A 12,920-nucleotide genomic window follows, 5' to 3' on the forward strand; every position below is an offset into this window, starting at 1 on the left:
AATATACATAACACAAAATAGACAAGTATATTAATAAGAAGTTAAATTAAAGTGCTACAAACTATTATTATCATTAATAGTTGTTTATGTAAATTAAAATATTGAATGCTGCGATTTTCCGACTTACACGTAAGATTTAGCATAAAAACAGCACTTTCAAACGTATTGTTCCCTGGAAGGTTACAAAACGCTACAAATAATGATCAATCAGTAAACAACTGAAGTTGAGGTTTTTATGAATAAATTGATTGTTTGTATGTTTTTGATTTTACTCGTTAGTTTGCCTTTTTCCGGATGCACATCAGAAAAAGCCACTTTACCAGCAACTGACCCATCAACAAACGATGAATCCAGCATTATCACGGATATGAGAGGTGTCCAGGTAAAAGTGCCGAAAAACATCACAAGAACCGCCGTGATAAGTGACGGCTTCGTCGAATGTGTAATGATCAGCCTGGGTGTCCAGGATAATATTGTGGCTGTTGGTACCACGATCACCCCTAATAATAAAGTAGAAATTCCGAGTGTCAAGGGAGAAAATATTACGTATGAGAATGGCCAAAACACAATGCTTTACCTAGACCCTTCGATAAAAGATACAATCCGGTTAACGCCCCAACAGTACAACGTCATAAGCTTCGAAGCTCTTGCAAGTTCAGATCCTGATGTAATAATTCTCAGAGTAGGAGATTGTTCAGTCGGGTGGGACAACCGTGATACAATGAATAAAACAATCAATACGATGGAATCACTTGGAATCCCTGTGATAGTCCTGTATTCACCTACATATTACTCAAACTCAGACCTATCTACCATAAGAGAAGAGATCAAAATTATCGGACAAATTTTCGGTAAACAGGAGAAGGCTCTCGAGTTAGCTGATTACATCCAGAGCACGGAGAAGATGATATCGGACAGGACCAGGGATATACCTGAGACCGACAAGCCTTCAGTATTATATTTAGGTCTTTCACCCAATGCCAGAAAAGCCGGAGGTTCAGGTCATTCATGGGGAATCGATACACCAGAATCGTACACTATCGAAGGCATTGTACATGCGAAGAATGCCTACAGGGATACTGGCACTGCAAAAATACTGAATGCCGAGCAGGTTCTTGCCATTGACCCTGATGTTATATTACTGGCTACCTCATGGGGATACCATCCAGCCAGGGAACTTTACGAAGCGCCATACTACCAGAACCTGAATGAACTGAGCGCTATCAAGAACAAAAAAGTCTATTCTATGCCGTGGACGCCCTCAAACTGCGCCCGTCGCCTGGAATACCCTATCGACCTGATGATAACAGCGAAGGCATGTTACCCGGAAAAATTCCAGGATATTAAAGTCCATGAATGGGTACTGGACTTCTACAAACAGGCATACAATGTCGATGACGAAACTGCGAGAGGTCTCAGGTCAGTACAGTGGCTCGACTGGATGGAAGAGGAAGACTTCTGAGAATTGGGAAGAGAAGTGCGGAGAAAAATTTGAAAAGTTATTGAGGAGAAAAAAGTTATTGAGGAGAATTTTCATGATGAATAACACTACAGACTATGGAGAGATCTGGAAAACGATGATGGCAGAGAGTAAGAAGACGAACTTTGAAAGTGGCAGATTCTGGACAATGGAAGAGGCAGTAAAATATGACACGCAGATCAAGATGGACAACTGGAGTTTTTCCAGAAACTTGATTAAACGGATTGATTTTACTCCGGATTCAAAAGTTCTGGATATCGGAGCTGGTCCCGGTACACTGACCATACCGCTCGCAGGCATGGTCAAGCACGTCACCGCCGTCGAGCCTTCAGATGGTATGTTATACTGCCTGAAAGAGAACATCAAAACAAATGGGTTAAATAATGTTTCCTGGATCCAGAAGAGGTGGGAAGATGTAGATATCAAAGATCTGGACTCACCATACGATATAGTTATCGCCTCGTTTTCCCTGGCCATGCCGGACATCAGAGAGGCGGTGATTAAAATGAACGACATGTCCTCGAAATATGTCTACCTGAACTGGTTCGCAGGTATGCCGTCCTGGGAAAAAACGTATGCGGAAGCCTGGCAGAGGGTCCACGGTACTCCATATAATATCTACCCGCAGATTGACTGCATATATAAAGTGCTGTACGACATGGGGATATACCCGAACGTCACCGTGTACCCTGATTACTGGGAACTGATCTATCCGGAAATGGAAGCAGCAGTTAATCATTACAGACGGATTGTCAACGCGACCACAACCGAACATGATGCAATACTACAAAAGTATATATCCGAAGCATTTTCCTGCGAGAACGGAGACATCAGGATGAAGGAAAAATCATACTCTGCCTGGCTTTGGTGGGAAAAGTCGTAAATCAGTCCGGATGGTGTATAACATACCATCCATATATTTTTCATGTCTAAATCTTTGCCATTTTCTCAAATCCTTCTTATTCTCAAAAAATAATTAAACTCGATAATTAACTCAGTAGTTAATATTGTTTACATAAACCAGCCTTTATGTCCAAAAATACTATTCTTTAAATGTACTTTTAGGGGGATAACTGTAAATTACGGCATTAACGAAAGAAAGGAATTACAAGCCTTATCTTGGTAACGAATTAAAGAAGGGACTAGTGTCGCATCAGCAGTAAAATGTCGTATATAGCCGATTATAACTATTCGTAATCCTTTAATCCTTGAGGATTGACGCGACACTAGATAAAATTGTAAATCTTATAGTTATGTTTATCATAAAAAATCAGCACCATATTTTTATTTAAGTTTTCGCAGTTAGCTTCTTGCTTACTTCCATCTTTTTTACCTTTGAAAATGCTTATGAAATTTTGAGATCATAGAAATGACATCTAGAGAATGAATCATTTGATATTCTCTATTTTGATTATGCCTTATTTTCTACTTATTTTACTGGAAAGAAAAATGATGGCCGAGGAGGGGACATACTAACATATATAAAAAATGCAAACAATTACCCATTATAATTAAAGATTTATATAAAGTCGATTTTGCAATAGGCTCTATCGATTTGAGAGCTTTTAAATCGCTTTAATTCAGCACTAAAGAGGGATTAATACTGTCAAAGAACTGTGATCGTGCAATAAACAAAGTCAATCGGTATTTTGCCCTTCAGTTAGGCTTAATAATACTGGTCTTTCTGGCCTCATCGGGCTGCCTGGAAGTTTCAGGGCCTGAAAAGGGTACAATAGAAGTCCAGATCCTGGCCGTCAACGATCTCCACGGTCAGCTTGAGCCGCCCACGAGCAAGATTATTACAGGATATAATGAGACAGGGGCTCCCATACGTGTCGATACAGGGGGTATGGAGTACCTGGCAACCCACATAAAGGATCTCAGTTCTAAGAACCCCAATACATTTGTGGTTTCAGCTGGAGATTCTACAGGTGCTAGCCCGCTTGCATCAGCCCTATTCCACGACGAGCCAACAATAAAGGCCCTCAACATGATGGGATTCGATTTTTCGGCCGTGGGCAACCATGACCTGGATGAAGGGCCAGATGAGCTCATGCGCATTCAAAACGGCGGCTGCCACCCGAAGGATGGCTACTCTGGGAACTCATCCTTTGAAGGGGCAAGGTTCCAGTTCCTGGCTGCGAACGTAGTCAACGAGAGCACTAACGCTACAATATTCCCGGCATACAATGTTACCTACATCCAGGGAGTTCCCATCGGGTTTATTGGAATAGCCTTGAAAGATACACCGTCCATAGTGGTACCTTCTGGAGTGGAGGGGCTCAAGTTCCTGGATGAAGCTGAGACCATTAACAGGTATGTCGGAAAGCTGAAAAGTATGGGTGTAAAAACCATAGTGGTAATAATCCATGATGGAGGCTTCCAGCAGGGACTATATAACGAGAGTGTGAATATGACTGGTCCCATCGTAGATGTTGTTAAAGCCACTGACGATGAAGTAGATGTATTCATCACCGGCCACACCCACCAGGCATATAACGCAGTTATTGACGGCCGCATAGTGACAGAAGCTGGCTCAACAGGCAGTGTGCTCACAGATATCGATCTTGTAATAAGCAATGAGACTTATGATGTGGTCAAAGGCAGTTCAAGAAACATCATAGTATCCAGAGATGTTCTAAAAGATTCCGGAGTAACCGAGATAGTCAAGGAATGCAAATCGCTGGCTGCACCCCTTGAAACCAGGGTGATCGGAAACATTACTGGCAATATTACAACATCAGATAGTGATTCAGGTGAATCCGCTCTTGGCGATGTCATAGCCGATGCTCAGCTCTATGCCACCTCTAACCCAAACTATGGCGGCGCTGTGATAGCTTTTATGAACCCGGGTGGTATTCGTGCTAACCTGACATATGAGCAGGTAAGCGGAGGTGAACTTCCCGGTGAGGTTACCTATGGTGAAGCCTTCAGCGTCCAGCCCTTTGGAAACAGCCTGGTCACAATGACCTTGAACGGAGCTCAGATCGATGCTTTGCTGGAGCAGCAGTTCGACAACCCTTCTCCTAAAAGAAATCGTATACTGAAAGTCTCAAAAGGTTTTAGCTATGCCTGGAATGAAAGTGCCCCCACAGGTGAAAAGGTAGAGATCTCAAGTATAAAGATCAACGGCACTTCTATCGATCCGAACAGCTATTATCGCGTAACAGTGAATGGTTACCTGGCCGACGGAGGAGATCATTTCTCTGTCCTGAAGGCAGGAGTCGATAGGACGGGAGGATCCATAGATACAGATGCTCTCATAAATTATCTAAGGACGTTCTCTCCGGTAGCTCCCGGATCTGATAATCGCATCGCTTTGGTGAAATAAGAGTACGTGAGTATCTATTGAGAGAATCTATCGTAAGAATCTATCGTAAGAATCTATCGCGCGTATATCCTTCCGGCAGGTAATACTGCCGAAATATTTTTTTAGCAGGTAACTTTCTTCCCGCCCTGAAAAAACGGGCTAATATTACTGAAAAATAACAAATGAAATAATTATTTTTCAATTTAAAGCTGAGACTGCCTATAATCAACTGTACAAACAGCTTGAATTTTAAGCTTTGATAGTGAAAGTAAAAGAAAAAACAGAAAAAGCTGAAAAATAGTATAAGAAATAGTATAATCTCCTATTGAGTAAAGAGAAAAAGCCTGGTGCGAGGGATGGGATTCGAACCCACGAACTCCTACAAGACTAGGCCCTCAACCTAGCGCCTTTGACCTGGCTGGGCAACCCTCGCATCTTGTTTCCTGTTAAATTCCGGCGCGCTTTACGCCTTGCACTTCCTCACAATATCATGGATAATATATAAACGTTTCGAGCCGTGAGGGGCACTGGCAATAATTTTTGAAAGATCCCGCAGTAAACGGAATAATTCCTGAAGTATCCGGGCGCAGGAAATCCCCTGTAAAGAGGGTTTTCAGGCCAGAATACGGTCGGAAAAATGGTGCTTGAACCCAGGTTGAACCGGGATTCAGAGCTGATCCAGAATTGTCAGCAGGCCTTCGGCTTTGCCTTTAACCACATGTGCGGCGTTAAGGACAAGGTCTTTAGCTGTATATGAACCATCGGACTCCATGGTGAAAACAAAAGCGCTCTCATCATAGTTCACCTTTATCGCATTGATGTCACAGACCTTCTCACAGAGCCTGCAGAGGGAACACCTTATGACGTCATCCTCGGCAATCTTTGCTCCGGCCTCTTCAACCTTGATAATGTCCTTGGGACATTCTGCTGCACAGTGCCCGCAGGCATCGCAGTTTTCAATGGTTATAACAGGCACGTTTTTGTAGCCGCATGCAACGCCTGCCTGCCATCTAACGCTGTCTCTACCGTAGCCCATATGGGCAATGGCCTCGAGCACAAGCTTCTGTCCCTTTTTCAGCTCAACAATCGGTACATTCGGATCTGCTGGCTGGATCTTGGGATCAGCGGAGATAAGGTCCCGCGAATGGACGATTCCAGGGCCTTCTGCACTGAGGGTCAGGGAGACCTCGCAGGCAGGACAGCCTTCTCCTTCGCAGACGTCGCACTCAGCCTGAGGCCTGTACGTCTCTATATCCGTTACAAGCGGTATTAAGGAGAGACGGAGAGCCAGCTGTTCATCATAGAGTACGGAGGTGTTGTCGTAAAGGTTTACATACTCGATTGCAAGAGTGGGTACATCAGCGACCATGGCACGCCGGATGCCGTTAGCAAACGCCGTGCTTACCCTGGACAGCACAAACTTTGCAGATCTGTCCGATAACTCCAGAATGTCTACTTCCATCGTCATATACCTTAATTCCCCTTAATTTTGAATACCTTAAAAAAAGAGAATTTTGAAGAATTCTCTGAATAATTCTCTTTATACACGCCTTCCGCCTTTCGGACGGGTGCCGTCGTGCGGGACAGGAGTAACATCTTCAATCCTGCCAATGCGGATTCCTGCTCTTGCAAAAGCCCTGATTGCAGCCTGTGCACCGGGTCCGGGGCTTCTCTGCTTGTTTCCTCCGGGAGCTCTTACCTGGATGTGGATGCCGTGGATGCCCTTGTCCCTGAGTTGGTCAGCAAGCTGGCCAGCCATCTGCATGGCAGTATAAGGAGAGCTTTCGTCCCTTGCAGCCTTTACGACCATACCACCAGAGGACTTTGCAATAGTTTCAGCCCCGGTGATATCAGTTATCGTAATGATCGTATTGTTAAATGAGGATTTGATGTGGGCCACAGCCCATTTCATGTCTGCCATGTTTATCTCCTCCCTCCTCTCTTCTTCTTTCCACCTGGACCGCCTCTCCTTTCGGCAGGTCTTTCTCTTGCCTGCTTTGCCTCAGCGGCAGCCTTAAGGGTTGTTGCGCTGTCTGCAAGGTAGGATGCTACCTGGACAGGTCTTTCAGGGTGGGCTTCACTCATGAGAGGGGAGTTTCCATAGTACCCGATATGCATCTCGTCCTCCTTTGAGACCAGCATTCCCGGAATTGTAGCTTTTCTTCCGTTAATTGCAATGTGGCCGTGAGTGATGAACTGGCGTGCCTGAACAACTGTCCTGGCAAGCCCGAGGCGGAGAACCTGGGTCTGGAGCCTTCTTTCAAGAATGTTTTCAGTCTTTAAAGAAAGAATATCGTCAATGTTAGCGTCCGATTTGATAATACCGTAACGAATGAGCTTGGCAAGAATTTCTTCGGACTGAGTCTTCAGGTGACCTTCAAGTCCGCCTTCCTGACCGCCAGCGACGTTTGCAAGCAGGTTTCGGGCTTCGGATCTGTACATCCTGAGCATACTAGCTGCTTTCCAGACTTCTTTCTTGTTTCTGAGGCCGTATGCCTTCACAAGCTGGACTTCAGCAGCCATCCTGGCTTCCTGCCATGGGTGCCTGGGAGTCTCGTAACTTTTACTTTTTTTACCTGGATATGCCATTTCAAATCACCTTAACGAAAAATTACTTCTTCCTGCTCACACCGACAGTTGATCCGCGGCGGCCTGTGGATTTTGTCCTCTGTCCTCTGACCTTAAGGCCTCTCTCGTGCCTGAGACCTCTGTAGGCACGGACCTTCTTCAGGTTGTTAATGTCTTCCCTGAAAGTCAGTACTATATCTGTTCCGAGCAGGTGCTTGTTTTCTCCGGTGGCCAGGTCATTCTGCCTGTTAAGCATCCAGGTAGGGACGAGATCCTCAAAACTTCCGATTGCAGTGTCGAGTTTGGCTACGTCTTCATCTGGAAGATATCCAAGTATAGCAGCAGGGTTTACCCCAGCGCCCTTTGCAATGAGTATTGCAGTACGCCTCCCGATTCCGGGAAGACCTGTAAGAGCATACTGTACGGGCTTTGCGCCCTTCAGGTCGGTATTCATAATCCGAACAAGATGCCTTAGTTCTTCGTTATTTTTTGCTTCAACCATATACTTCCTCCATTGGAGTGCATACAGCATCCTGTAGCCCCTGATCGAATACCCTTAAAGAATACACGAAAAACTCAGGAGCAGCTCTCTAAAGGAGCTTCTTTACAGCATATACTGATGAGTTCTTTTACATGCAGCTGCCAGTATATAAGGATATCTGCGCTCGCCCCTCACTGAAAGTGAATGTTCGGAAGAACTGAAAGCTGATAATGGGAAATTTACTGAATAAAGAAAATACGTGGAAGAAAAATATAGAAAAACAACATCGCAGAATAGTACAGAAATGTGCAGAAATAGTGTTTAATAGAAAAAGTACAGAAATTGGATAGGAAAAGCACAGGAATAGTAGAGTAGAACAAGAAAGTCACAAAAAATATTTAAAGAAATACTGAAAAATTTGTAAAAACATCAGAATGAGAAAAATCTGACGCCGAGGGGGAGATTCGAACTCCCGAGGGGCTAAGCCCCACAAGCTTTCCAGGCTTGCGCCCTACCACTAGACTACCTCGGCACAGAGCTTATGACACGACTTATACCATAACGGAAATAGTGGTATATAAATCTTATTCTAGGAAGGTATGCGGAAAAAAGAATTTAAAAGGTTAGAGCTGAACACGCTCCTCTTTTTTAGCCCAGCCTTTTGGATAAGTTCCTGCGTTCATAAGTATGCGGATAGGAGAAGCTGCAATACCGGCAGAAGCTTTGAGGATCTCTTCAGTGTTCATTTCAGCCTTTGCAAGAGCCACAAATTCCCCTTTTAAGGTAAAGAGCCCTGCAAGTTCCCCTTTAGTCAGATTGGAGTCCAGGCTTGTGATGCCAGGGACTGCCAGGGAAGCGCCTGAACAAACCGCATCCACTGCACTATCCCGCAGGATAATTTTGGGAAGGTGGGATACGGCAGATTCCATTGGTCGGATAACCCGTCTCAGTTCGGACTCATCACCCTCTTCCTTCCATAATACATAAGCGTCTTTCAGTTCATGGAGAGTGACAATGGTTTTTTCCGTAAATGGCCCTGCTTTAGTCCTGCGGAGTCCCTGCATATGCCCCCTGCAGCCCAGAGCAAGCCCGATGTCATGGCAGAGTTTCCTGATATAAGTTCCTGCCTCACACCCTACGCGGAGGAGTACGGACGTGCCCTCAATTTCAAGCACTTCCAGGTAATAGATTGTCCTTACCCTTGTGACACGTTTAACAGCTGATTTTATAGGAGGCATCTGGTAAATAGGGCCTGTAAATTCCTCGCAGACCTGGCGAACCAGCTTTGGAGGCATAGCCCTGTGAAGTTTCAGATGGCAGATATACTCTTTTCCTGAGAGACGCAGGGCAGGTACGGCTTTTGTAGCTTTGCCCAGCAAGGTAGGCAAAAGCCCTGTAACCTTCGGATCAAGAGAACCTGCATGCCCTGCCGTATTCACACCAAGTATGGCTTTTACCCAGGCCGCAACTTCGTGGCTTGTAGGTCCACTGGGCTTGTCAATATTCACCACTCCTTTTTCGATATATTCAAGGATAGGACGCTTTTCCGGATAACAGCCATAGGATGGATTTGTCCAGGCGCCGGACTTTCGGACAAGGGTTCTTTCAACTTCTGCGGGCAGTTTGCCGGCGGATGACATGGTTTTTCAAAACTCCTGGGTTGTGGTTATGGATTCAAATAGGTAATGTGTAAAGATATGAAATACTCTTTAAATCTGAGTTATTCAAGTAAATCTAAAACCCCTGTAGTAAATATGAGGTATCGGGAAAGTACAGGTAATTTTCAGTAAAGAATTTACAGCAAAGATGGTTATGCCCTATGGAGACAATCAATGTAAGGCAGCCATCATAACGGGAGCAGAGAGTTAACAGGCATATATATAGGTAAGATATCCTGTAGCAACATCAGGCATCAGCAGCAACATCAGGCATCAGCAGCAACATCAGGCATCAGCAGCAACATAAATGTCCCGTATAGATATGGTATCCATAATATCAGGGTTCGGCAGATAAAACCCTACGCTTGATATAAAAACTCTACCTCGGTAAATCGGAGGGCTGGTGAAAAATCACTCAGGCCCGACAAGAGAGTCAATAGCGACCCTGAGGATATCAAGAGTCTGGTACTGGTTCCATTTTTCAGAATCGATAACAATGTCGTAGATTGATAGATCTGTAATATCAATGCCGTAATAGTTTTTATAACGAAGGGCTTCGGATTTTTCCCTTTCAACCGTTTTTCCCAGTTCTTCATCAAAGGAGATTGATTTCTCACGCCTCTGGATACGCTTAACCCTTGTCAGTAGTGGGGCTTTTATCCAGATTTTAAGCACATTGGGTACCCCTTCAGCCATATGGCCTGCAAGCCGGCTTTCGAGAATGATGTTGTCCTGGGTATGGATAATGGATTTCTGGTTTTTATCGATATCAAGATCAATGGAGGGATCTTTTTCAGCCATGGCTCCGAACTCAGATAGGCTCATTCCTCTCCCCCTTGCCATCTTCCTGAAGATTTCACCAGAGGAAATCAGCTCAAGCTCATAGTATTCAGACAGGAGCCTGGAGAGGGTTGTTGTCCCGCTCCCGGGAAGCCCACTCACTGTGATCTGCATCAGATCCCACCGATATTCAGCGCCTTCCGGATAAGCTGGCTGACCCCCAGAGAGGAGATAAAGTACCAGTAGATCCAGTGCTGGAAAGGACCAAAAGCCTTTGAAGTAAGCAGTTGTTCGCCCCAGAAGGGAAAGACCATGGTGGCAGCTCCGTGCCCGCTAATGTAATAATAAGCCCACATGAAGAGAGGCAGGGAGATAATACTGATATAAGCCATGGGCTTGAACTGCTGCTTGGACATCTTCATCTGGTCTTCCATCATATCCTTGCGCTGGTCTTCAAGTTTTTTCAGCATATAGGTATTCTGGGAAAGCTGTGCCTCTCGAAACTCTTTCTGAAAAACCTTCATGCGCTCCTGAGTGTTCCTCATGAGTTCCCAGTCGATGGTGTACTTCTGGATAAGGGATGCGTAGATGGCAGTGATAGCAGCCATAATTAAAAGAACCAGGTGGAAGTTCTCCTGTCCGACCAGCATAAGCACAGGGTCCATTAAAAACCCTACTGCTTCACCTACAGCCTGCCTGAAGTCCTGTCCAAGAATCATTATCCCGAACATAAGGGAAAAACCGAAAGCCAGCAGGAACCGGTCTATTTGCTTTTTTAATACCTCTGAAACCAAGTTGTCCTCACCATTAAGGTTCAATAAATATAATTCAGATTCATTCAAGCTGAAGAATCTTATTAGATAAAGCTCGACAAAATAAAGTCCTGACAAAGAATTGAGTCTTAATAAGCTTGAAGTGTTAGTAAGCTTGAAGAGTTAGTAGATTAGTCAAAGTAAATCAGCTCAGATTGCAAGAGCTGGTTTAAGACGTTTACATAGGTTTTCTGGTTAATAAGTTTCGATGTATATATAAGTTATACTATTCGAACCATTCGGATAGACTCAGGCTGCATTTGTGCCTCGACAAGTGCCGGCAGATAGAATATGGAGCAGAAAAAACAGGAAAAAACATTACAATCAGAAGAAGCCAGGATCGCATCAGCAGTAAAATGCCGTATTAAATCAATATAGCTATTCAGAATCATTTAATCCATGAGGATTGACGCGACACTAGTGCATTGGTTCCAAATTCGGGAACTAAATCTTTAAATTTAAATTAAGGACGAATTAGTGTACATTCAATTCACTCCTTAGCAAAGGTGGACATCGTGCCCCTGTGAAGAAAGCCGCATCCCCAGTTCATGAATGCGCATTTCTGCGCCCCCTTTGACCCAGGGATATACAGCATCGTATACGAAGGCTATTTTCATTTCATCACCTTACCAATCAGTATCAACTTCCAGGAGCATTACGCTTACAAAGATTGCAGAAAAGATCAGCTGGAGCCCAACTGCTGCAAGCACCATTGAAATAACTGCGGATTCTATTTCTTCAAGAGAACCATATCCTGAACTGGCCCATGTATAGGCGACTTTCAGCCCGATAATAAGGCTTGAACCCAGGATAAGGGAGCCTCCAAGCAGTTCTTTTTCAAGTGAATGATAGCTCAGCAACTTCTTACCTTTCCTGTTATCCCTGTACATGCCGTGTATCAGGCCATAGGTTTTCATATACCCTCCAGTGGCAAGGATTTGCCCTCCAATGATTAAGAGCACGCTGCCCAAAATAAAGGAGTGCAGCCGGTTATATGCAGCATTTCCCGTGAGGAGAAGGGAAGTCGTTATGAGAAAACCCAGTATAAACACAAAAGCGCCGGGCAGATAGAGGAAAGGGGCTGGCCGGTATAACATCATGAAACGGACATGCCTCCAGCCGTCCTGAAAAGAGCGCAGCTTGGAGGGAGCTTTGCGTGAGTAATAGGTTATGGGGACTTCTTTGATCCTCAGTCCGCTTTTTGCAGCTTCAATTATCATCTCGGACGCAAGTTCCATGCCATGAGTTTTAAGGTCCATTTTTTCGAGGGCTTCTTTAGTAAAAGCCCTCATCCCACAGTGTGCATCCGAAATTTTTGTTTTGAACAGAAAATTGAGCATGCCTGTCAGGATAGGGTTGCCAATATACTGGTGCAGCCAGGGCATAGCTCCTTTTTTTATTTCACCCTTAAGCCGGGAACCCATTATGAAATCTGCGTCTCCTGCAATAAGGGGGTCCAGAAATTTATCAAGCTCAAGGAGATCATATGTGTTGTCTGCATCGGCAATGGCAATATAATCACCCTTAGCTTCGGCCAGCCCTTTGAGGTAAGCATTCCCGTACCCTTTTATCGGGCCTATGACCTTTGCACCCATGGATGCTGCAATCTCAGCGGTTTTATCCGAAGAATTGTCAGCAACGATTATTTCTCCCTCTATACCATATTTTGTGAATATAGACTGAGCTTTCTGTATGCAAATACGGATAGTTTCTTCCTCATTCATGGAAGGCATTACGATAGAAAGAGAGGGCATGCCCAGCTAATACACCATATCTCCTAATAACTATTTTGATACTTCCCGGCTATAAGGAGGAGAGGAGCCCCGCATAT

11 protein-coding genes and 2 tRNA genes are annotated in these 12,920 nt (G+C 44.6%); 3 read left to right on the top strand and 10 right to left on the bottom strand.

Going from position 1 to position 12,920, the window contains the following annotated elements; genetic code table 11:
- Positions 1–256: 256 nt before the first annotated feature.
- From EO98_RS11265 to EO98_RS11275, 3 genes are all read left to right on the top strand, one after another.
- Positions 257–1,462: an iron ABC transporter substrate-binding protein gene (locus EO98_RS11265; RefSeq protein ID WP_235283455.1), complete on the top strand. Its 1,206-nt coding sequence runs from the start codon at positions 257–259 to the stop codon at positions 1,460–1,462.
- Positions 1,463–1,535: 73 nt separating this feature from the next.
- On the top strand, positions 1,536–2,363 hold the full coding sequence (locus tag EO98_RS11270; RefSeq protein ID WP_052734432.1) for a class I SAM-dependent methyltransferase: 828 nt from the start codon (positions 1,536–1,538) through the stop codon (positions 2,361–2,363).
- 864 nt (positions 2,364–3,227) lie between these two features.
- Positions 3,228–4,811, top strand: coding sequence for a bifunctional UDP-sugar hydrolase/5'-nucleotidase (locus EO98_RS11275; protein WP_255350276.1), 1,584 nt, complete (start codon positions 3,228–3,230; stop codon positions 4,809–4,811).
- Positions 4,812–5,135: 324 nt separating this feature from the next.
- Here the strand turns inward: EO98_RS11275 and EO98_RS11280 are convergent.
- The 10 genes from EO98_RS11280 to EO98_RS11325 form a co-directional block, all read right to left on the bottom strand.
- A tRNA-Leu gene (locus EO98_RS11280) sits at positions 5,136–5,223 on the bottom strand.
- 234 nt (positions 5,224–5,457) lie between these two features.
- Complete coding sequence (locus EO98_RS11285) at positions 5,458–6,258, bottom strand: DNA-directed RNA polymerase subunit D (protein WP_048137553.1); 801 nt, start codon at positions 6,256–6,258, stop codon at positions 5,458–5,460.
- Positions 6,259–6,330: 72 nt separating this feature from the next.
- Positions 6,331–6,711, bottom strand: coding sequence for a 30S ribosomal protein S11 (locus EO98_RS11290; protein WP_048136434.1), 381 nt, complete (start codon positions 6,709–6,711; stop codon positions 6,331–6,333).
- Positions 6,712–6,713: 2 nt separating this feature from the next.
- Entirely contained in the window at positions 6,714–7,379 is a 666-nt protein-coding gene (locus tag EO98_RS11295; protein ID WP_048136435.1) for a 30S ribosomal protein S4, read from the bottom strand.
- Positions 7,380–7,401: 22 nt separating this feature from the next.
- Positions 7,402–7,890, bottom strand: a complete 489-nt coding sequence (locus EO98_RS11300) for a 30S ribosomal protein S13 (RefSeq protein WP_082098585.1) — start codon at positions 7,888–7,890, stop codon at positions 7,402–7,404.
- Between the two features lie 398 nt (positions 7,891–8,288).
- Positions 8,289–8,371: transfer RNA gene (locus EO98_RS11305), tRNA-Ser, on the bottom strand.
- 91 nt (positions 8,372–8,462) lie between these two features.
- A complete protein-coding gene (locus EO98_RS11310; RefSeq protein ID WP_048137551.1) occupies positions 8,463–9,479 on the bottom strand; it encodes an RNA-guided pseudouridylation complex pseudouridine synthase subunit Cbf5 in 1,017 nt (338 codons plus the stop codon).
- A gap of 429 nt (positions 9,480–9,908) precedes the next feature.
- Complete coding sequence (gene cmk / locus EO98_RS11315) at positions 9,909–10,451, bottom strand: (d)CMP kinase (RefSeq protein ID WP_048137549.1); 543 nt, start codon at positions 10,449–10,451, stop codon at positions 9,909–9,911.
- On the bottom strand, positions 10,451–11,071 hold the full coding sequence (locus tag EO98_RS11320; protein ID WP_048136438.1) for a DUF106 domain-containing protein: 621 nt from the start codon (positions 11,069–11,071) through the stop codon (positions 10,451–10,453). Before EO98_RS11320 ends, cmk begins: the two co-directional genes overlap by 1 nt.
- Before the next feature lie 644 nt (positions 11,072–11,715).
- Complete coding sequence (locus EO98_RS11325) at positions 11,716–12,843, bottom strand: glycosyltransferase family 2 protein (protein WP_048142869.1); 1,128 nt, start codon at positions 12,841–12,843, stop codon at positions 11,716–11,718.
- Between the last annotated feature and the right edge of the window lie 77 nt (positions 12,844–12,920).

Source organism: Methanosarcina sp. 2.H.T.1A.6, from assembly GCF_000979455.1.
Taxonomy (GTDB): domain Archaea; phylum Halobacteriota; class Methanosarcinia; order Methanosarcinales; family Methanosarcinaceae; genus Methanosarcina.